At 67.9% G+C, this 21236-nt stretch carries 17 protein-coding genes; 8 read left to right on the forward strand and 9 right to left on the reverse strand.

What is annotated here, in order from left to right; translation table 11 throughout:
* Nucleotides 1-484 precede the first annotated feature (484 nt).
* Nucleotides 485-1351: a protease HtpX gene (htpX, locus tag AC5P5S_RS02315; RefSeq protein WP_005410387.1), complete on the reverse strand. Its 867-nt coding sequence runs from the start codon at nucleotides 1349-1351 to the stop codon at nucleotides 485-487.
* 93 nt (nucleotides 1352-1444) lie between these two features.
* Between htpX and gluQRS the strand changes: the two genes are divergently transcribed.
* The 3 genes from gluQRS (at nucleotide 1445) to phaR (ending at nucleotide 3839) form a co-directional block, all read left to right on the forward strand.
* Entirely contained in the window at nucleotides 1445-2386 is a 942-nt protein-coding gene (gluQRS, locus tag AC5P5S_RS02320; protein ID WP_062606515.1) for a tRNA glutamyl-Q(34) synthetase GluQRS, read from the forward strand.
* Nucleotides 2383-3123 carry an acetoacetyl-CoA reductase gene (phbB, locus tag AC5P5S_RS02325; RefSeq protein ID WP_005410389.1) on the forward strand — a complete coding sequence of 247 codons (741 nt, stop codon included), beginning with the start codon at nucleotides 2383-2385 and terminating at the stop codon, nucleotides 3121-3123. Before gluQRS ends, phbB begins: the two co-directional genes overlap by 4 nt.
* Before the next feature lie 182 nt (nucleotides 3124-3305).
* The gene (gene phaR / locus AC5P5S_RS02330; RefSeq protein WP_049451648.1) at nucleotides 3306-3839 is read left to right on the forward strand and encodes a polyhydroxyalkanoate synthesis repressor PhaR; all 534 of its coding nucleotides are present in this window, start codon (nucleotides 3306-3308) and stop codon (nucleotides 3837-3839) included.
* Between the two features lie 72 nt (nucleotides 3840-3911).
* Here phaR and AC5P5S_RS02335 read toward each other — a convergent pair whose 3' ends face one another.
* The 6 genes from AC5P5S_RS02335 to AC5P5S_RS02360 form a co-directional block, all read right to left on the reverse strand.
* Nucleotides 3912-4868, reverse strand: a complete 957-nt coding sequence (locus tag AC5P5S_RS02335) for a TraB/GumN family protein (RefSeq protein WP_062606513.1) — start codon at nucleotides 4866-4868, stop codon at nucleotides 3912-3914.
* A gap of 1 nt (nucleotide 4869) precedes the next feature.
* The gene (locus AC5P5S_RS02340) at nucleotides 4870-5799 is read right to left on the reverse strand and encodes a DUF1684 domain-containing protein (RefSeq protein ID WP_005410393.1); all 930 of its coding nucleotides are present in this window, start codon (nucleotides 5797-5799) and stop codon (nucleotides 4870-4872) included.
* A gap of 11 nt (nucleotides 5800-5810) precedes the next feature.
* A complete protein-coding gene (gene mutL / locus AC5P5S_RS02345) occupies nucleotides 5811-7715 on the reverse strand; it encodes a DNA mismatch repair endonuclease MutL (protein ID WP_062606511.1) in 1905 nt (634 codons plus the stop codon).
* Nucleotides 7716-7880: 165 nt separating this feature from the next.
* Complete coding sequence (locus AC5P5S_RS02350) at nucleotides 7881-9443, reverse strand: N-acetylmuramoyl-L-alanine amidase (protein ID WP_049441585.1); 1563 nt, start codon at nucleotides 9441-9443, stop codon at nucleotides 7881-7883.
* 82 nt (nucleotides 9444-9525) lie between these two features.
* Nucleotides 9526-10008, reverse strand: coding sequence for a tRNA (adenosine(37)-N6)-threonylcarbamoyltransferase complex ATPase subunit type 1 TsaE (gene tsaE, locus AC5P5S_RS02355; RefSeq protein ID WP_005410396.1), 483 nt, complete (start codon nucleotides 10006-10008; stop codon nucleotides 9526-9528).
* On the reverse strand, nucleotides 10005-11489 hold the full coding sequence (locus AC5P5S_RS02360; protein WP_062606509.1) for a bifunctional ADP-dependent NAD(P)H-hydrate dehydratase/NAD(P)H-hydrate epimerase: 1485 nt from the start codon (nucleotides 11487-11489) through the stop codon (nucleotides 10005-10007). The genes tsaE and AC5P5S_RS02360 overlap by 4 nt, the downstream gene beginning before the upstream one ends.
* A gap of 23 nt (nucleotides 11490-11512) precedes the next feature.
* On the opposite strand from AC5P5S_RS02360, the gene queG reads away from it, so the two are divergent.
* Together queG and xseA are read left to right on the forward strand one after the other, a co-directional pair.
* A complete protein-coding gene (queG, locus tag AC5P5S_RS02365; RefSeq protein ID WP_062606507.1) occupies nucleotides 11513-12583 on the forward strand; it encodes a tRNA epoxyqueuosine(34) reductase QueG in 1071 nt (356 codons plus the stop codon).
* 44 nt (nucleotides 12584-12627) lie between these two features.
* The gene (xseA, locus tag AC5P5S_RS02370; RefSeq protein WP_062606505.1) at nucleotides 12628-13959 is read left to right on the forward strand and encodes an exodeoxyribonuclease VII large subunit; all 1332 of its coding nucleotides are present in this window, start codon (nucleotides 12628-12630) and stop codon (nucleotides 13957-13959) included.
* A gap of 620 nt (nucleotides 13960-14579) precedes the next feature.
* On the opposite strand, the gene AC5P5S_RS02375 is transcribed toward xseA, so the two are convergent.
* Together AC5P5S_RS02375 and AC5P5S_RS02380 are read right to left on the reverse strand one after the other, a co-directional pair.
* Nucleotides 14580-15476: a M48 family metallopeptidase gene (locus tag AC5P5S_RS02375; protein ID WP_005410400.1), complete on the reverse strand. Its 897-nt coding sequence runs from the start codon at nucleotides 15474-15476 to the stop codon at nucleotides 14580-14582.
* A gap of 88 nt (nucleotides 15477-15564) precedes the next feature.
* Nucleotides 15565-17457, reverse strand: a complete 1893-nt coding sequence (locus AC5P5S_RS02380; protein WP_062606503.1) for a formylglycine-generating enzyme family protein — start codon at nucleotides 17455-17457, stop codon at nucleotides 15565-15567.
* A gap of 84 nt (nucleotides 17458-17541) precedes the next feature.
* Here AC5P5S_RS02380 and rnd point away from each other — a divergent pair, with 84 nt between their 5' ends.
* The 3 genes from rnd to AC5P5S_RS02395 all read left to right on the forward strand — a co-directional run bounded on the left by rnd (nucleotide 17542) and on the right by AC5P5S_RS02395 (nucleotide 21234).
* The gene (gene rnd, locus AC5P5S_RS02385; RefSeq protein ID WP_062606501.1) at nucleotides 17542-18621 is read left to right on the forward strand and encodes a ribonuclease D; all 1080 of its coding nucleotides are present in this window, start codon (nucleotides 17542-17544) and stop codon (nucleotides 18619-18621) included.
* 68 nt (nucleotides 18622-18689) lie between these two features.
* Nucleotides 18690-19043, forward strand: coding sequence for a hypothetical protein (locus tag AC5P5S_RS02390; RefSeq protein WP_052504367.1), 354 nt, complete (start codon nucleotides 18690-18692; stop codon nucleotides 19041-19043).
* 118 nt (nucleotides 19044-19161) lie between these two features.
* Nucleotides 19162-21234 (forward strand): DUF4034 domain-containing protein, encoded by a 2073-nt coding sequence (locus tag AC5P5S_RS02395; RefSeq protein ID WP_043035607.1) that lies wholly within the window; start codon nucleotides 19162-19164, stop codon nucleotides 21232-21234.
* Nucleotides 21235-21236 lie beyond the last annotated feature (2 nt).

Here is a 21236-nt window from a genome sequence, read left to right on the forward strand (position 1 = left end):
AACCAACTGTTCGGGCGGTTCAGGGAGAATCCGGCGTGGGGACCCAAGCTACTTCTCGGTCGCAAGACCTGGATCCACACGGTCGCCCACGCCGGGCTCTCGGCACCCAAGGTGCCAGATTGGCAAGAGATAAGATCCACGTCACGCGTGGATGCTTTTGCCGTTGAACTTGACTTCCAGTCCGCCTTGAGCGAGCCGAGCATCGCAGGGGAATCAGGGGCGGAGAGGCGCCGGTGTTTGAGCGCAGCGAGTTCGGCGCCGCCCCCTGATTCACCGAGAAGCGCAGGGTACCGGCGCGTAGCGACGGCTCGCGACCGGCGGAGCGTTTCTTTGGTTACTTTCTTTGCGCGCAAAGAAAGTGACACCCCTCCGCGGTCGCGGAAATGATCCTAGGCATCGCCTGGCGCCACCAATGCGTGCGCGCGCAAAACAAAAACGCCCGGCGCGAGGCCAGGCGTTCCTGCACTGCTTTACAAGTGAAAGCTCACGCCACCGTAGACGCCCGCAGCGCGGCGATGCGCTCTTCCAGCGGCGGATGGCTCATGAACAGCTTCTTCGCCGTCGAACCAGCAATACCGAAAGCGGCAATCTGGGTCGGCAGCGTGCTCTGGCCGTGGTTCAGCTGCAGCCGCTCCAACGCGGCGATCATCTTCTGGCGGCCGGCCAGCGAGGCACCGCCGGCGTCGGCGCGGAACTCGCGGTGGCGCGAGAACCACATCGAGATCATGGTGGCGAACAGGCCGAACACCATCTCCAGCACGAACACGATGATGTAATAGGCGAAGCCACGGCCGCCGCCTTCGCGGTTGCCCGACAGCGCGCTGTCGATGATGCCGCCGACCACGCGGGCCAGCACGATCACGAAGGTGTTCAGCACGCCCTGCAGCAGCGCCATGGTGATCATGTCACCGTTGGCGACGTGGGCGATCTCGTGGCCCAGCACCGCTTCGGCCTCGTCTTCGCTCATGTTGTGCAGCAGGCCGGTGGACACCGCCACCAGCGCGTTGTTGCGGTTGGCACCAGTGGCGAAGGCGTTGATCTCCGGGCCTTCGTACACCGCTACTTCGGGCATGCCGATACCGGCCGCCTTGGCCTGGCGCTCGACGGTGGCCAGCAGCCAGCGCTCGGTCTGGTTGCGCGGCTCGGTGATCACCACCGCACCGGTGGAGCGCTTGGCCATCCACTTGGAGAGCAGCAGCGAGATGAAGGAGCCACCGAAGCCGAAGATCGCGGCCATGACCAGCAGGCCGCTCATCTGGCTTGGATTGACCCCGAGCAACGACATCACGATGCTGGCGAGAATCAGGACCGCGAAGTTGGTCGCCAGGAACAGGGCAATGCGGGTAAACATGGGAAAATCCGGCTCGGAAGGGGTCGATACCGGTCAATTTGCGGTGTGGTCAGCTTGAATTCAAGCGCCAACCTGACCGACGATTCAGCCAGCATGACCTCCCCCATTCCCTGCGGTCGTTTCGCGCCCTCGCCGACCGGCCTGCTCCATCCCGGATCCCTGCTCGCCGCCTTCGGCAGCTGGCTGCTCGCGCGACATAACGGCGGCTTGTGGCGGCTGCGCATCGAAGACGTCGATCCACCACGCACCGTGCCCGGCGCCGCCGAGTCACAGCTGCGGGCGCTGGCCGCGTTCGGCCTGGTCCACGATGGCCCGATCCTCTGGCAGAGCACCCGCGGCGAGGCCTACCAGGCCGCGCTGGACGTGCTGCTGGCCAGCGACCAGGCCTTTGTCTGCCACTGCAGCCGCAGCGACCTGGCCGCCAACGGCGGCATCCACCCTCGTTGCGTCGCCCGGCAACCTCGACCGGACCCTGCCGTCCGCTTCCGCGTGCCACCGGGCAGCATCGTGCACTTCGACGATGGCCTGCGCGGCCCGCAGCAGCAGGACGTGCACGCCGAAGTCGGCGACTTCGTGCTGCGCCGCGCCGATGGCTGCTGGGCCTACCAGTTGGCCGTGGTGGTCGATGACGCCGCACAAGGAGTGACCGAAGTGGTGCGCGGCGCCGACCTGCTCGACTCCACCGCGCGGCAGATCCTGCTGCAGCAGGCATTGGGGCTGGCGGTGCCGCGCTACTGGCACCTGCCGCTGCTGCTGGATGCGCCGGGCCACAAACTGTCCAAGTCGCTGGCGGCGCTGCCGGTGGACAGTTCGCACCCGCTGCCCGTGCTGCGCCAGCTCTGGAAGCTGCTCGGCCAGGCACCCGGGGCGCTGGAACCTGCGCACGACCTGGATACGCTGCTGGCCACCGCTCGGCAGGCCTTCGACCCGGCACGACTGCCGCGGACCGACATCCTATTGCCAGCCGGCGCACTTTCCGCGCCGATGTTGCAGAATCCCCCTTCCCCCACCCGACACCCGGACAACACTCCATGACATCTCGCGTCGCACTGGTCACCGGCGGAACCGGCGGCATCGGCACCGCCATCTGCCAACGCCTGGCCGACCAGGGCCACCGGGTCGCCACCAACTACCGCGACGAGGCCAAGGCCCGCGCCTGGCAGCAGGCAATGACCGAACGCGGCTACAGCGTGTCGATCTTCCCGGGCGATGTCTCCGATCCAGGCAGCGCCGAAGCGCTGGTGCGCGCCGTCGAGGCCGAGCTGGGCCCGGTCGAGATCCTGGTCAACAACGCGGGCATCACCCGCGACACCACGTTCCATCGCATGCGCGCGGACCAGTGGCACGATGTGATCAACACCAACCTCAATTCGGTGTTCAACGTCACCCGCCCGGTCATCGAGGGCATGCGCCGCCGCGGCTGGGGCCGGGTCATCCAGATCAGTTCGATCAACGGCCTGAAGGGCCAGTACGGCCAGGCCAACTACGCGGCGGCCAAGGCCGGCATGCACGGCTTCACCATCTCGCTGGCACGCGAGAACGCCGGCTTCGGCATTACCGTCAACACCATTTCGCCCGGCTACGTCGCGACCGACATGGTGATGGCGGTGCCGGAAGAAGTGCGCGCCAAGATCGTCGCCGACATTCCCACCGGGCGCCTCGGCAAGCCGGAGGAAATCGCTTACGGGGTGTCCTTCCTGGTGGCGGAGGAAGCCTCGTGGATCACCGGAAGCAACCTGGACATCAATGGCGGCCACCATATGGGTTGGTAAGCCGCGCCGGCCTCGGCGGCGCACACCCGCCGCCCCTGCCGATGGTCATGCTGCGCAGCACGCAAACCCTTGTTGCGCAACATGATCCCCTGTGAAAGCCAAGCCTGGCGGGGGCTGAGGCGGTTGCAACGGCTGCTGCACTGCGCCATGCTTCGCATCTACTGTGACGAGTGACCGCTTCAATGGCTGCGACCCGCATCATCAAGAAGTATCCGAACCGCCGTCTCTACGACACCGAGATCTCCAGCTACATCACCATCGAGGACGTGCGCCAGCTGATCCTGGACGGTGAAGACTTCGAAGTCCGTGACGCCAAGAGCGGCGACGACCTCACCCGTTCGGTCCTGCTGCAGATCATCGCCGACCAGGAACAGGACGGCGAACCGATGCTGTCCACCCAGCTGCTGAGCCAGCTGATCCGCTTCTACGGCGATTCCCTGCAGGGCTTCATGGGCAACTACCTGGAGCGCAGCATGCAGGTCTTCCTCGACCAGCAGCAGCAGTTCCGCCAGCAGATGGGCAACCTGCTGGGCCAGACCCCGTGGGCGATGATGAACCAGTTGACCGAGCGCAACCTGGAGCTGTGGCAGGAATTCCAGCGAAGCATGGGCACCGGTTTCGGTGGTCCGCGACCGGGTGGCACGGGTACCGGCACCGGTACCGGCAACAAGCCCAACGAACCCGGTACCGGCACCGGCGGCAAGACCCGCCGCTGAGCCGATGTATCGGCAGATACGAAAACGGCGCGCCCAATGGCGCGCCGCTTTGTTTTGTGCCCCGGGGGAGCATCAACGTTTCGATTTGCACCCCGTGCATACGCGTTCGACCTTGTAGCCCTTCGCCTTCAGCTTCTCGACCACGCCGTCACCGCCCAGAAGGTGCAGCGTACCGACCACCACCAGCGTGCCACCCTGCCCGGCCTGCAGGTACGGCAGCAGCTTCGGTACCCACGCATCGTTGCGCCCGGTGTTGATGCGCTGGTAAAGCTGCGGGTACTGCTGGCGCATTTCCGCGGCCATCTTCGTCCACAACACGCGCTCATCGCCTCGCCGCCAGGCATCATGCAGCTGGCGCGCCTGCTCATCGCCCTTGCCCGCCTGATCCAGCGCCTCGGACAGCATCTGTCGCTGCTCCTGCACGGTCATGCCGTCGAGCATGCCGATCTGGGTATCGATGTCTTCCAACCCAGCGGTCCTGCGGCCGGTCTTCTGCGCGCGCTCCATGAAATGACGGTCCAGGCCCAGCGCCGGGTCCAGGCCCATCTTCTGCATCTGCCCGACCGAAATGCTCAGGCCGACGAACCAGGGCTTCATGCCCTGCATCTGTGCCAACGGAAGCTTGTTCTCGGATGCGAACGCCTGCAGCTTCTGCCAGGTGGCCGCGTCGAGATCGCGCTTGAGCTCGCTGCCATCGGTGCGCACTGCAGCCTGCACCATGCGGCTGGCCAGCTGCGGCGACTGCATGTCCTCCGGCGACAGTTCGAACACGACCCGCTGCGAGGCCTCGAAGGCCTGCTCGACATCGGGCGACAGCGGGTAGTCCTGCGGTTTCAACAGGTGGAATGATCCAAGCAGGTATACGCGTGAATCACCCGGGCCGGTCACCTTCCACAGCAGCGGCACCGGCGGCTTGGCCGCCGCCGTGGCCGCGGCGTCGGTGGCCGGTGCATTGCGCGCCGGTGCCAGCGGTGCGATTGCAAACGCTGCCATCAGCAGCGTTGCACGGAACAGTCCCTTCAACGGCATCTCAGCCCTCTCCTTCAGACAGGTGGTAGGCCTTCTCGCCCGCTTCCATGCGCAGGTCCAGCCGGTTTTCCGGCGGCGCCAGCGGGCACGTGGCATAGGCGGTGAATGCACACGGCGGGTTGTAGGCATGATTGAAATCGATGCGTAGCGTGCCGTCGGCTGCCGGCGCATCGGTATCCAGGTAGCGCCCGGCCGGATAACTGCCGCGGCCACTGGTGCGGTCGGCAAAGATCAGGAACAGCGGCTGCCCGGTGGCTCCGATCGCCTCCAGCCGCCATGTGCGGCCGTCGCGTTCGAATTCGACCGCACCCGCATTGGGCATCTCGGTGGTCAGGCCGGTGATGTCGACAATGGGCAGGGTCTTGCCCGCCGGATGCGGGATGAAGCGTGCCTGCACCTGCCAGTCCGGGCCACCCGGCCAGTACTCCAGCCCGGCGAAATCACGGCGCGCCGGCGCATCGGCATGCTTGACCCGCAGCGCATCGCGCGGCCCGCGCCGGATGATGCTGAGCTGGCCCTTGCCACCGTCGAAGGCCAACAGGGTTGGCTGCGGATCCTTGTCGGTGTCGATGCGGATACGGCCGCGCACCGGCTGGCCATCATGGCTGACATCCACACCGGCTTCGGGCGTGAACCACCACTGGCTGCCCTCGCGACGCAGCAGGCCCAGCTTGTCCGGGCCAACCGTCAGGCGGATGCCGTTGGTGGCACCACTGCCGACGAAGTGTGATTTGTTCTGCAGCCAGTGCAGGCCGACCAGGGCCGTCCAGCCATCGGGCCGGGTCAGGTCCTGGTAGCGGGCCACCCGCCATTGCTGCTGCGCGGCCGCATAGGCCGGATCTTCGGTAACCTTCGGCGCCGGCGGTGTTGCCGGACTGCACGCGGCCAACAGCAAGGCGGCCAGCAGGCCGCCCATTCCCCGATAACGCATCGATGCTCCCCTCAACGTCCGCGCAGGAACCAGCGGTCGATCTCCGCCAGCGAAAAACGGGCCCAGGTCGGCCGGCCGTGGTTGCACTGGCCAGACCGTTCGGTGATTTCCATGTCGCGCAGCAGCGCGTTCATTTCCGGCACGGTCAGGCGCCGGTTGGCACGCACCGCACCGTGACAGGCCATTGTCGACAGCAGTTCGTCACGTGCGCTGGCCACGCGGCGGCTCTGGCCGTGCTCGCGCAGGTCGGTCAGCACATCGCGCAGCAGCCCCTCCGGTTCGGCATGCGCCAACAGCGCTGGAATACTGCGCACGTGCAGCGATCCGGGACCGGCACGGGTCACCTCGAAGCCGAGCGCCGCCAACGTTTCGGCTTCACTTTCGGCGGTGTCGGCTTCGCGCTCGCCCACGGCGAGTGTGATCGGCACCAGCAGCGGCTGCGACTGCAGGCCGATACCATCGTGCGCGTTCTTCAGGCGCTCGTAGCCGATGCGCTCGTGCGCGGCATGCATGTCGACCACGATCAGGCCTTCTGCGTTCTCGGCCAGGATGTAGATGCCGTGCAGCTGCGCGATCGCGTAGCCCAGCGGCGGTACGCCGGCGTCGGCACTGGTCACCGGCAGTCCGTTCTCGGCCGGCATCGGCGGCAGCGCAGCACCGCGTTCGGCACCGGCCGGTGCGGCATACAGCGCGGCATAGGCCGCCGGTGCATCGGCCACCTGCAGTCCAAGGGGCTGCTGCGGGCGCCAGCCGGAAAAACCACCACCACCGCCACCCGAGCCGGCACCGGGCGCAGGTCCACGCGCCAGCCCGAAACCCGATGCGCCCGCGCTCGATGTCATCGGTGCAGCAGCGGCGTCCACCGGATGCACCGGACCCGCACCGATCTCCTGCGCCGACATGCCGGCGCGGGTATCAGCCAGCGCGTCCTTCAGCGTGCGGTAGACGAAATCGTGCACCAGCCGCGAATCACGGAAGCGAACCTCGTGCTTGGCCGGGTGCACGTTGACGTCAACGCGGGTCGGGTCGAGCTCGAGGAACAGCACATAGGCTGGCTGGCGGCCGTGGTACAGCACATCGCCGTAAGCCATCTTCACCGCATGGGCGACGCTGCGGTCGCGCACCGAACGGCCGTTGACGTACAGGTACTGCTGGTCGGCGCTGGCGCGCGAATAATGCGGCTGCGCGATCCAGCCGTGCAGGCGCAGGCCGGCACCACTGTGGTCGACGCGCACGGCCTGGTTGGCGAAATCCTCGCCCAGCGTTTCGGCCAGGCGCGCATCGGAATACAGATCGCCCGGCTTGTAGCGGCGCGAGGCCTTGCCGTTGTGCGACACCCGCAGCTCGACATCCGGCCGCGCCAGCGCCAGCGAACGCAACCATTCTTCGATATGGCCCAGCTCGGTGCGCTCGGCGCGCAGGAACTTGCGCCGCGCCGGTACGTTGTAGAACAGCTCGCGCACTTCCACCGTAGTGCCCGGCGCGTGCGCGCGCGGCGTCACTTCGCCGATCTTGCCGCCTTCGATCTGCAGCGCCGAACCGTGTTCGTCATGTGCGCGACGCGAGGACAGGGTGAAACGGCTGACCGAGGCGATCGACGGTAATGCTTCGCCACGGAAACCGAGCGTAGCCACCGATTCAAGATCGTCCAGATCGGCGATCTTGCTGGTGGCATGGCGCGAGACCGCCAGCGGCAGCTGTTCCGGCGCGATGCCACTGCCGTTGTCGCGGATGCGGATGAGGCGGACACCGCCCTCTTCAAGATCGATATCAACGCGGCTGGCACCGGCATCGATCGCGTTCTCGACCAGCTCCTTGACCACTGACGCAGGACGTTCGACCACTTCGCCGGCGGCGATCTGGTTGATCAGGATTTCCGGCAACGGCCGGATCGGGCGCGGTCCGGGCGCGCTCATGGGAGAGGATGGGCAGCAGACTTCATGGGTTGATGATAGCGGAGCCGCCCCGTGTAGAGTCGACTGTCAGTCGACTGCCCTCCGCCGGGCGGCGAAAACCCCGCGCTGCGCGCGTAGTCGACTGACAGTCGACGCTACAGAAAGCAGCAACCTGCCTTCGGCGGGTTACTTGCTGCCGCCGGCCATGGTCCCGGCAGCGTCGATCTCGGCCTGGGCACGGGCTGCGTACAGCGTGCCCGGCGGTGGCTGGCGGCTGAAGAAGGTGTGCACGCCATCGAGCACGGCGCCGGCGATCTTGCGCTGGTAGGCCGGGTCGATCAGGCGGCGCTCTTCGTCCGGGTTGGAGATGAACGCGGTTTCCACCAGCATCGCCGGCATGTCCGAGGTGCGCAGCACGGCGAAGTTCGCACGTTCGATGTTCGGCTTGTGGTTGTTGCCGATCCGCTTCAGGCCGCCCAGCACGTGGCCGGCGGCATCTTCAGACGCCTTCATGTAACCGCTCTGGGCAAGGTCCAGCAGCACGTTGGCAAGCGTGCCTTCGGTCTGCTGCAGGCGCACGCCACCCACCAGGTCGGCCGCGTTTTCCTTGTCCGCCAGCCAGCGGGCGCGCTGCGAAGAGGCGCCCTTGGTCGACAGCACGTATACCGACGAACCAGTGGCCGAACGGTTTTCGGCCGCGTCGGCATGGATCGAAATGAAGATGTCGGCCTTGTTTGCACGTGCCTTCTGCGCACGCATCGGCAGCGGGATGAACACGTCGCTGTCGCGGGTCAGATAGGCCTTCAGGCCCGGCGTCGCATTGACCTGGCGGGCCAGCTCACGCGCCACCGCCAGGGTGACATCCTTTTCGCGCTTGCCGGTCGGGCCGATCGCGCCGGGATCCTGGCCACCATGGCCGGGATCGATGGCGACCACCAGATGACGCATGCCGGCCTGCATGCGGATGCGCGAGGCATCGCTGGGCATGGCCGGGCGCGGCGGTTCCACCGGCGTCGGCGCCGGTGCAGGCACGGTAGCCGGCGGCGTGGTCACCACGGCGGCGGTGCGCTGGCCGGCCAGGATCGCGGCCGGCGAGGAAGAAGGTGAGCTGCTGGCCACGGTACCGGCCGCCGCAACCTGGGCCGGCGCGGTGGACGGCGCCGGGGTCGGCGTGGCCGGTGCGGCGGCAGTGGCACTGGCCTGCTGCCGCACCTGCGCGGTCAGCAGTGCGGTCGCACGTGCGGCATCGGAACGCGACTGTGCGCTTTCAGCCGGGGTCGGCCCGGGCGTCGCCACCGGTGCCTGCGGCTGCACCGCCGGTGTCGCTGCCGGACGGCTGGCGGCCACGGCCGGGCCATCGCCCGGCCATTCGATCACCAGCTTGGATTCATTGCCCTCCCGCTGCATCTGCGGGCGGAACGGCGCCACCGATTCAGCGAGGTCGAAAACGACACGGAAGGTCCCCGGCACCGGCTGTCCGGTACGCACCGCCGTGACCACGCCCTGCGCAGCCGGCATCTTCAGGTTGCGTATGGCGCTGGAGTCAGGGAAGTCGACGACCAGACGGTTCGGACCGGCCAGAGAAAGCGTCTTGTAGCCGCCACTGCCGACCAGCGAGATCTCGGCACGGGTGCCGGTGGCGCCGGTATTCAGCAGGACCTGGCGGACTTCACCGGCCCACGCGCTGACGCTCGCCAGACCCAGTCCGACGGCGGCACAGATAGCGATGAGACGGTTCCCCGGGCGCATGGCTCAGGATTCAATCACCGCGCTGAACGGAATGCAACACCTTTTTCCTTAATAATCCGTAACCTGCCGGTCTTTGTTCTCGTCAGCCGACAGAAATGGCCTGCAAGTCGCCCCCTTGCGGAAGCCGCTTCAGCCACTCATGTCCGACGTCGCTGGCTCCGGTGAGACGGGCGCGACGCCCCTGCCCCTCGATCTCCAACGCCACCACCAGGTCGGTCGGCGGCAGCGCGCCAGCGCCGCGTTCCGGCCATTCCACCAGCCACAACACCGCGCTGCCCTCGTCCAGGCCCAGGAAATCGAGTTCGCCGGCCTGGCCGATCCGGTACAGGTCCAGGTGCCAGGCCTCGCCACCGCTGGCCAGCGGATAGCGCTCGACCAGGGTGTAAGTGGGGCTGCGGATCGCGCCCTGCACGCCCAGCGCGCGCAGCAGTGCGCGTGCGGTGGTGGATTTGCCGGCGCCCAGGTCGCCGCGCAGTTCGATCAGCGCCTGCGGCGGTCGGGTCGCCGCCAGCCATTGCCCGAGCAGTTCGGTGGCATCGCTGTCGGCAAGGAAGAATTCAGTCATGAAGAGCGTTCCGGGTTGGCCAGTTGCCGCAGCGGCACCAGCAGATCAGTGGGAAGCATGCCGCGCGCGCCGTCGGCGGCCGCAGCGTCGCCGGCGAGCGCGTGCAGCAGTGCGCCAGCGGCGGCAGCGTCGAAGGCGGCCAGGCCCTGCGCGCGCAGGCTGGCAATGATGCCGGTGAGCAGGTCGCCCATGCCCCCCACGGCCATGCCGGGGTTGCCTGCAGCAATCAGCCGTGGCACCTGCCCGGGCGCCGTCACGACGCTGCCCGCGCCCTTCAGCACCACCACGGCGTGGAAGCGCTCGGCCAACGCCTGCGCACAGCGGTAGCGATCGGCCTGGATGTCAGTGGTACTGCAGTCGAGCAGACGCGCGGCCTCGCCCGGATGTGGCGTAAGGATCGCCTCCGGCAGCGCGCGCGGATCCTGCGCCAGCAGATTCAGTGCATCGGCATCAACCACCAGCGGTTTGTCGCTGTCCAGCACCTGCGCAAACATTGCGCGTGCCCATTCGTCCTGGCCCAGGCCGGGGCCGATCGCCACCACCCTGGCCTTGTCCAGCAACGCCGGCAGCACATCGCCATCTTCAAGCGCATGGGTCATCGCCTCGGGAAGCCGAGCCAGCAACGGGCCGACGTGATCGCGCCGGGTGGCCAGGCTCAACAGTCCCGCGCCGGCACGCAGTGCCGCTTCGGCCGCCATCGCGATGGCCCCGCCGCTGCCATGGTTGCCGCCGACGCACAGCACATGCCCGGATTCGCCCTTGTGGGTATTAGCACGACGCGGCGGCAGCAGTGCCGGCAAGCGAGCCTGGGTCCAGTGCTCTGCGGCGGGTGACACGCCCTGCCATGCGGCCGTGGGTAGCTGCAGCGGCGCCAACGCCTTCCGCCCGCAATGATCCAGCGCATCGCCGGTATACAGCCCGCGATGCGGCACGATGAACTGCAGGGTCAAAGCAGCCTTCACCGCCTCGCCCGGTACGGCGCCCTGGTCGGCATCGACGCCACTGGGGACGTCCAGCGCCAGAACCGGTGCCGTCTGCGCGTTGAGGGCGGCGATCAGCGCCTGCGCCGCGCCTTCCGGCGCGCGATCGAAGCCCAGACCGAACAGGGCATCAACCCAGATATCGGCCTCGGGCAGCGCGCCGTCGAAATCAGTGATGGTGCCGCCGTCGGACGTGAATTCCGATGCTGCACGCTGTGCCAGCGACGTCGCCGGTGGCTTGCCCGGCAAGGCGATCACCGTCACCGCGCGCCCGGCCTTCCGTGCATGGCGGGCCAGCACCAGGCCGTCGCCACCGTTGTTGCCTGCTCCGACCACCACGCCGATCCGCTGCGCCTGCGGCCAATGCTGCAGCAGGCACTGCCAGGCGGCCTGGCCGGCCTGCGCCATCAGACCCCAACCACCCTCGGCGGCCAGCGCCGAGGCCTGCGCATCAAGCGCACGCGCGGCAGCGGAATCGAAAAGATCGGCAAGGTTGGCCATGCGGGGATTTTATACTGGTGCACATGTCCCCCGCCCCCGTCCCTGTCGATCCGGCCCAGGCCGTGCAGCGCATCCGCGAACTGGCGCGTGCGCATGGCTTCCAGCGCTGCGGTATCGCCGGCATCGAGCTGGGCGAGGATGAGGCGCACCTGGCCGACTGGCTGGGCCAGGGCCTGTACGGCACGATGGACTGGATGGCGCGCCACGGCACCCTGCGCGCGCGCCCGGCCGAGCTGCTGCCCGGCACCGTACGGGTGATCTCGGTGGGCATGGACTACAGCCACAAGGACGACACCGAAGCCTGGGCAACCCTGGCCGACCCGGGCCGCGCCTACGTGGCCCGTTACGCCTTGGGCCGCGACTACCACAAGCTGATGCGCAACCGCCTGCAGAAGCTGGCCACGCAGATCAACAATGAAGTGGCACCGCTGGGCTACCGCGTGTTCGTCGATTCGGCGCCCGTGCTGGAACGCGCACTGGCGCGCAATGCCGGCCTGGGCTGGATCGGCAAGCACACCTGCCTGATCGACCGCCATGGCGGCTCCTGGTTCTTCATCGGCGAGATCTACATCGATATCCCGCTGCCGATCGATGCACCGGCCACGGCACACTGCGGCACCTGCACGCGCTGCATCGATGTCTGCCCGACCCAGGCCATCACCGGCCCGCAGCGGCTGGACGCGCGGCGCTGTATTTCCTACCTGACCATCGAGCACGACGGTGCCATCCCCGAAGACATGCGGCCGTTGATCGGCAACCGCATCTACGGCTGTGACGACTGCCAGCTGGTCTGCCCCTGGAACAAGTTCGCCAAGCGTACCGACGAAGCCGATTTCCGCGCGCGCAACAACCTCGACACTGCCCGTCTGGACCAGCTGTTTGCCTGGGACGAAGCTGAATTCCTGCGGCGTACCGAAGGCAGCCCGATCCGGCGCAGCGGCCATGAACGCTGGCTGCGCAACATCGCCGTGGCACTGGGCAATGCACCGTCCTCGGCCGAAGCGTTGGCCGCGTTGCATACCCGCGTCGATGATCCCTCGCCGCTGGTGTGTGAACACGTGCAGTGGGCGCTGGGCCAGCACACGGTGCGCTGACGTGCGATCCTGAGCCCCCGTTCCGCCCGCAGCACGCCGTTCCCATGCAGCCACGCAACAACGACATCCTCACCCCCAGCCAGCTCAACACCCTGGCCCGCGACCTGCTGGAAGGCAGCTTCCCGGCGATCTGGGTCGAGGCCGAACTGGGCAGCGTGGCGCGTCCCGCCTCCGGGCATCTGTATTTCACCCTGAAGGATGCGCGTGCGCAGCTGCGCGCGGCAATGTTCCGGATGAAGGCGCAGTACCTGAAGTTCGTGCCGCGCGAAGGCATGCGCGTGCTGGTGCGCGGCAAGGTGACCCTGTACGACGCCCGTGGCGAGTACCAGATGGTGCTGGACCACATGGAGGAAGCCGGCGAAGGCGCGCTGCGCCGCGCGTTCGAAGAGCTGAAGGCACGCCTGGAGGCCGAAGGCCTGTTCGACCCGGCACGCAAACGGCCGCTGCCGACGCACGTGCAGCGCCTGGCGGTGATCACCTCGCCCACCGGCGCCGCCGTGCGCGACGTGCTGAGCGTGCTCGGCCGCCGCTTCCCGCTGCTGGAAGTGGACCTGCTGCCGACCCTGGTGCAGGGCAGCAGCGCCGCTGCACAGATCACCCGCCTGCTGCAGGCCGCCGATGCCAGTGGCCGCTACGACGTGATCCTGCTGACCCGTGGCGGCGGTTCACTGGAAGACCTGTGGGCCTTCAACGATGAAGCACTGGCCCGCGCGATCGCCGCCAGCCGCACCCCGGTAGTGTCGGCGGTGGGCCATGAAACCGACTTCAGCCTCAGCGATTTTGCCGCCGACCTGCGCGCACCAACGCCGTCGGTGGCAGCCGAGCTGCTGGTACCGGACCAGCGCGAACTGGCCCTGCGCCTGCGCCGTACGGCCGCGCGCATGGTGCAGCTGCAACGGCATGCGATGCAGCAGGCGATGCAGCGTGCCGACCGCGCCCTGCTGCGCCTGAACGCACAGAGCCCGCAGGCGCGGCTGGACCTGTTGCGCCGCCGTCAGCTCGATCTGGGCCGGCGCCTGCATGCGGTCTTCAACCAGCAGCAGGAGCGCCGTGCCGCACGCCTGCGCCATGCGGCCGCGGTACTGCGCGGGCGCCATCCGCAACGCCAGCTCGACGCGATGCAGCGCCGCCTGGCTGCCCTGCGCGGGCGGCCGCAGGCAGCGATGCAGCGTCTGCTGGAGCGCGATGCACTGCGACTGCGCGGACTGGCGCGTTCACTGGAAGCGGTGAGCCCGTTGGCCACCGTGGCCCGTGGCTACAGCATCCTGACCCGCACTGACGATGGCACGCTGGTACGAAAGGTCGACCAGGTGCAGCCCGGTGACGCGCTGCAGGCCCGCGTTGGCGACGGCGTGATCGACGTGCAGGTCAAGTAGAGGGGTGTTCGGCAGGGCTGCGCCCTGCACCTGCAGAGGCTTCAAGCAACGGCCGAAGCAACAGCCAAAGCGGCTCTGGATTGCTGATGGTTTGGCGGGGCGGTGTGGCTGTGCAGGACACGCCGTAAACCCCGCTCCGCGGTCCGGCCCAGCCGCTGGCGGCTGTGCGTTCGGGCGCTTGCGAAGCAGTGCTTCGCAAACGAAGCGCCCTCACCCCTGGGGGCTCGATGGCGCCATCCATGGCGCCAACGGTCCTGCACAGCCACACCGCCCCACCCTCGACAGTTTCCCGATGACGGTCGGTAGATCCACGCCATGCGTGGATGAATCTCTGTCAGATATCGAATCAATTCGGGGTCAGATCCGTTTTCCGTAGGAAAACGGATCTGACCCCACGCCATTCCGACAGATCGCGAGAATCTGTCGAAGGAGGGGTGGGTCCGGTTGCGGGGGTGTCCGCGGGATGGGGGGCGCGGCCAAGTCTACACGGACGAACATGCGGCGCCTCCCGCAACCGGACCCACCCCGCCATCCCACGGAATGCACGCTGTTGCTGTTGCTGCTGCCGGCCAGCGGCCGGCACTACCGCGGGTGCAGGGCTGCAAGCCCTGCCGCCCCCCTTACTTTGCCTGCTCGCAGAATTTCTGCCGGTACTCGAGCGCCTTCGGCATCAGCGCCTGCAGGTTCTGGATGCGGGTGCCCGGGTTCGGGTGGGTGGAGGCAAACTCCGGTGGCGACTGGCCGCCGCTGGCCTGGCCCATGCGCTGCCACAGCGGCACCGCCTCGCGGGGATCGAAGCACGCCGCTGCGGCCAGCATCAGCCCCACTTCATCCGCCTGTGTCTCGTGGCTGCGCGCATACGGCAGCAGGTAGCCATAGCCCATCGCCGACATCATCATCTGTTGCTGCTGCGCATCCATGCCGCTGGCGGCGCCGGCCACCTGCCCGATCTGAGTCAGCTTCTGCTGGGCCATGCGCTGTGCACCATGGCGCAGCAGCGCATGGGCGATCTCATGCCCCATCACCACCGCCATCGCATCGCGGGTGCGTGCTACCGGCACCAGCCCGGTATAGACCGCCATCTTGCCGCCCGGCAGGCAGAACGCATTGGCCTGGTCGGACGGGATCACATTCACTTCCCACTGGAAATCCCGCGCGAAATGCGCCGGCTGCACGCCGTGCTCCTGGGCCAGCGCGGTCTCCACCACATCGACCTTGGCAATCAGGCGCTGGGCGATGTCACGCACATCGCGCGCGATCGGTGCATTGGGGTCCATCGGCCGTTCCTGCGACAGGATCTGCTGGTAGGCCTGCAGCCCCAGCGCGGTTTCCTGGCGCGCGTCCAGGCTGCTGTCGATCATCACCTTCTCGCCGGTGTACGGATCGACCGTGCGGTTGGAGAACCAGTAGAACAGCGCATAGGCGGCGGCCAGCAGCAGCACCCACCAGCGGATGTTGCCGAACAGGCCACGCCGCTGTGGGCCTTGCGACGAGCGGGAGAAGGGATCGTTGCGCATCGGGGGACTTCCTGCTGGCCCCGCCGGCTGGCGGGCACGGCGCAATCTTAGTGCGCCTCTGCCCGCAGCGGGTGAAGCCGGGTGCCGCTCAGATGCCGCGCACCAGGCGGAAGCCGATGCGGGCGTTGGTGGTATCCGAATCCTGGGATTGCCGCCAGGCCGCGCGGGTCTGCTCGGGGGCATTGGCCCAGTTGCCACCGCGGATCACCCGCGACCGGCAGCCCGGATTGAACCAGGCGACGCCATCGGACGGTGCGCGGCGGTAGCTGGCATGCCAGCAGTCGGCCACCCATTCGCTGAGGTTGCCGCCCATATCGTGCAGACCGAAGGCATTGGCCTGGAAGCTGGCCACCGGCGCCGGCCCCCACCAGCCATCGCCGTACCCGATAAACGCGTTGTGCCAGTGCCGTCCCGAAGGCGAAACGTCCTTGCTGCCGGTGAAGTTGCCGCTGCCTGGCGGCGGCACGCCGGCATCGCCCCACGGATAGCGGCCACTGCTGCCAGCGCGCAGCGCGTACTCGAACTCGGCTTCGCTGGGCAGCCGGTAGCTGCGGCCAGTCTGCTCGGACAGCCACGCCGCATAATTCTCGGCATCACGCACACTGACGTGCATCACCGGCGAGTTGCCCAGCGCGCGACCGCCGTCGTAGTCGGAACGCCAGTCCACGCCGCTGCGGCGGATGAAATTGCCGCTGCGTTCGTCGTAGACCACCGAATGGCCACGCCGGGTCGCGCGCGGGCGCGCATTGGAGGCTTTCACGTAGCGCTCGAAATCGCTGACGGTGATCTCGGTGATCGCCATGGCAAAGCCGCGATCGAAGCGCACGTAGTGCGACGGACGCTCGGCATCACTCGAGCCCGGCTCGGCATCGCCTGCACCCATCTGGAAGCCACCGTGGGGCACCACCACCATCTGCGGTCCGCGCCCCCCATCGCGCATCGCATCACTGAACACCTGTCCCGGCCGGAAGCTCCCGTAATGGGTGGCCAGGTCGATGCGCTCGCGAAGCTGGCCCACCACTGCATCACCCGGCAGAGCGATGCGAAGCGCCTCGGCCAGCTTCTCGCGCGCCGGCTTCAGGCCTTGTGGCGTGGCAAGGTCACGCAGTCCGTCATCACGCAGCTGCAGCAGCGTGGCGGCGCGGATCTGCTCGATGCGTTCGAAGGCGTCGGCGATCGTCGGTGACGAATCGCGCACTTTGCTGGCTTCGGCCAGCCAGGTGCCGGCGCTCGCGAAATCGCGCGTGCGTGCAGCGTCCTCGGCACGGCGGATCAGCCCGCTTTCGGCTGCGGCCAGTCCCTGCCGTGCACGACTGTTGTCCTCATCCAGTGCCAGCGCCTCACGGAAGTTGCTGATGGCCCCATCCCCGTCTTCACCGATCCGGTCCGAGCGCAGGTCCTCTTCGCCGGCGCGGTTGTAAGCCACCACACGCTGGGCAAGCTCCACCCGTCCCTGCAGCGCACGCACCTTTTCGTCCTTTGACGCCAGCGTCAGCAACACCAGCGCCTGGCGGCTGGCCTCTGCCAGCGCCTCACGCTGCTTCAGCGGCCGCACCAGCAGGGCGTCGGCCTGCTGCTGCAGGCGCTGGCGGGCACGCTGCAGGCCCAGCCGGGCCTGGCGGTCATCCGGGTCTTCTTCCTGCACCGCCAGCCACAGCGGAATGGCGGCATCCGCATCTTCATAGAGCCGGCCTTCAGCGAACGCCTGCTCGGCGGCGCGCCGCAACTGGGCAAGGCTGCGGCCCTGGCGGTCCACCCGTGGCGGCGTCCACTGCTGTACGTCCTCGGCGGCATCTTCACCGGCGATGGTCACGCTGCCCTGCCCGGCCTGCGAACTGGCATTGGCGCCGGTGTCGGCGCCCTCGGCCGCGCGCGCCTCTTCGCTGGCGGCCCGTTCCGCCGGCGCGGACGGCGACGGCGTGCAGCCGGCCAGGGCCACGGCCAGGGCGGTGCACAGCACGGGCGACAACGGAAAACGCAAGCAGAGCCTCCTTCGGCACAGACGCGGACCGACGTTAGGCTATTCTCCCCTGCCTGAGCAAACCCGAGTAGTAGGCCCTGACCCGTGGCAACCTGGATCACCACCCCCGCCGAGCTGGATGCGTACTTCCAGCAGCGCCCGACCCGCATCGGCCTGGACACCGAATTCATCCGTGAACGCACCTTCTGGCCGCAGCTGGCCCTGGTGCAGATGGCGGTCGGGCAGGACATCCTGCTGATCGACCCGCTGATTCCGGGCATGACCGAGGCGCTGGCGCCGTGGCTGGCCGATGAATCCATCACCAAGGTAATGCACAGCGCCAGCGAAGACCTGGTTGCCTTCAGGTGGGCCTGCGGCGTGCTGCCGCGACCGCTGTTCGACACCCAGATCGGGGCGTCGCTGGCCGGCATCGGCGGCGGCATGGGCTACCAGAAGCTGGTCGCGGAGATCACCGGAGTGGCACTGGCCAAGGGCGAGACCCGCTCGGACTGGATGCGCCGCCCGCTGTCCGAATCGCAGCTGCAGTACGCCGCCGACGATGTCGAGCACCTGTTCGCGCTGCACGACGCCATTGATGCCAGGCTGCAGGCGTTGGGCCGCCAGCAGTGGTTGCACGACGATGGCGAGCGCCTGCTGGCCAGCGTCGCCAACGATGAAGATCGCTGGCCGCACCTGGCGATGCGCTCGGCACAGTTCCTTGATGCCTCCGCGCAGCACCGCCTGTTGCGCCTGCTGCGCTGGCGTGATGTGCAGGCACGCAGCAGCGACCGCCCGCGAAGCTGGATCCTGGACAACGAACTGGCCGCCACTCTGGCGCGCACGCCTCCGGCCGACGAGGCAGCGCTGGGCAAGCTGTTCGAGCAGTTCCCAAAGGCACCGCGCAAACTGGCCGGCGCCGTGTGGCAGGCGCTGTCCACGCCGCTGGCCGACGAAGCCGACGCGCCGCTGGCGCTGCCGGCCAACGACAGCAACAAGCAGGCGCTGAAGAAGCTGCAGGATGCCGTGGCCGAACGCAGCCGCGAACTGGGACTGCCAGATGGCATCCTTGCCTCGCGCAAGCACCTGGAAAGCTATCTGGAACGTCGCCAATGGCCCGCCGCACTGGCCGGCTGGCGCCAGCAGGAACTGGAGTCGCGCCTGCAGGCGCTGCTGCCGGCGAACTAGCAACCCGCATCGGCCGCCTCACGGGGCGGCCCTGCCAATGCTGGACAAGGACATTGCTGCATGCCTGCATGGCCCTCTTCCGGCATATTGCGATGGACGATCGTCACGCTGCTGGCCGGCGACACTCCTGCATGGATCGCAGCGGCCAGCTCAACGCCTACGCGGCGCTGACGGGCAGGCTGGACCTGGCCCGTTCGGTTCACTACCTCGCGCTTTCGGCACGCCTGATCGAACAGGCCCCCGCTGCCAGCGAGCAGGACAAGCTCGAACCCTGGCTGCATCCGCACGCCCTGATGCACGGCTATTTCCCGGAATCGAGGCGTAGAGACAGGGCCAGGGCACACTCGCCTACCGGCCCGAGCTGCTGCTTGCCTTTCCGCTGCACATGGACGATCCGCAACGCGAACGCCTGTCCCGGGTGACGGGATTCACCTTCAAGCCTCCTGCTGAATGCCACCGACACGGCAGCCGCATGTCCTGCTTGCCGCCGCTAACGACCGCGCTTCTAATGTCCAGCCTCGTACTCGCTGGATTGCAGCAATGACAAACGGATTTGCAAAAGACGGGCTTTCCCCCGAAGACCTTGCCTGGCGCGTGCAGGCGCGCACTGCGCTGCAGGAACGGCGCTATGCCGAACTGGATGCGTTGCTTGCTCCACATGAGCTGGCCTGGCTGCAGGGAGAGAATGCGCTGCCCGGCATCCGCTGGCGGCTGCGCAACCTGCACGACGCCACGCTGACGCTGGAAGCCCGCCTGCAACAGGCCCAGCAGTGGGCCTCGGCCGCCCCCGGCAGCTACTACGCCTGGCTTTGCCTGGGCGCCTGCTGGCAGGACGCTGCCGGCGAACTGCGCAGCGCCGATGTTGCCGCACTGGTCGAAGACAGCCAGTGGCTGGCGGCGCAGCTGGCCCGCGACCATGCCGTGCACGCCTACCTGCAGGCGATGCCGCTGTCGCCACGACCTGCGTTGGCGCTGGATGGCATCAAGCGCATCACCAGCTACCTGCGCGAACCGAACTGGCTGCGTGCGCTGCAGGCCGGGGAACCCGCCGCATCCGATGACGCCACGCTGGCCGAGCACTACCCTCAAGCCTGGCCAAAGGCATTGCAGCTGCTGTCGCGCTTCGGCACGCCGTTGCAGACGCTGCCGGATACGCTGCCCCCGTTGCTGCGCGAGCGCAGCCAGGACGATTTCGACGCACCACTGGCGTACTGGATGCGCCTGGTGCTGGAGCAGCGCCCGGACGATCTGGCCACGCTGGAAGACACCCTGTACTTCCTGTACCCGCGCTGGGGCGGCAGCCATGAGGCGATGGAGAACTTCATCGAGGGTGGCTGGTGCCGTGGCCTGGAACTGGCGCAGAGCAACGCGCTGCGGTGGCACAAGGAGCAGGACTGGATGGGCGATCTGCCCCACCGTGAGGATGCTGAGGCCGTGGCCGCGCACGAGCGCGCCTACACGCAGATCCTCGACTGGCACCTGGACCGCCACCTGCGCGCGCAGGTGCTGGCCCAGCGCGCCGGGCTGCGCTACCGGCTTGGCCGCGTTGAAGACAGCGAAGGCGTCGTGCAGTGGGATCCGGACCACATGCAGGCGGTGCTTGAAGATCTGCAGCAGGCATGGACCTTGGACCGCGATGTGGTCCTGCATGAGGGGCTCGGCAACCTGGAGGCCTGCACCTGGTTCGCCCATGTCGACGGTGCCGAAGCACTGTTCGCACAGGTGGTGGACTATGCCGCGCGCGAAGGCGATTCGGCGATCGGCCTGCTCTGGGCCGCCACCGCCATCGAGCATGGCCTGCTCGGCCAGGCCAGCGACCCGACACGCGCCAGTGTCCTGCTGCAGCGCGCGTTGAAGCTTGCGCAGCAGGACGACACCTCGGCGGTGACGTTCGCCGCCAATCTGTTCTGTGATGTTTCGCAAGCCGCAGGCCTGTCGCTGCTGCAGCGCATGGCGGACGATGGCGACGCCGGCGCGATGTCGGCGCTGTGCGACCTGTACAAGGGCCGCCTCGGTGGCCGCGACCAACCGCAGTTCGCCGATGTGGAAAAGGCCGCCTACTGGCAGGAGCGTGCGGTGGAAGGCGGCGACCTGATCGCCACCTACAACCTGGCCGTCCGTCTCGTCGCCGCAGGCGGCGCGGAGAATGAAGCGCGTGCGCGCGAGCTGTACCTGCGCTGCCTGGATGAGGCCGAGGCCGGCGAGCGCGTGTGGGGCCCAACCTGCCGCAACCTGGCCTGCCTGGCATTCGATGGCCGGAACGACGCGCACAAGCGCGAAGCGGTCGAACGCGCCTTGATTCCACTGTGGTGGCGCGGCGACGACGACGACAAGCTGTGGGCCGCAGGCTATCTGGCCGACATCTACCACTTCGGTAACGGCGTCCCGGCCAATGCATTCCTCGCTCTGACCTGGCTGCAGCGTGCCAGCGAGATCGATCCGGAGTATGTGGACGTGGTACGCATGGCACCGCTGATCAACGGCGAAGGCCGCTGGTTCGGTGCCAGCCGCGCACGCAAGCAGCAGGAACAGGACCGGCAGCAGGTGGACAGCGCCACTTGGGCCCTGACCTTCGGCCAGCGCAGCCAGGACAGCAACCTCACTGCAGTCTGAAG

The organism is Stenotrophomonas sp. YJH_SMC_54 (assembly GCF_059368435.1).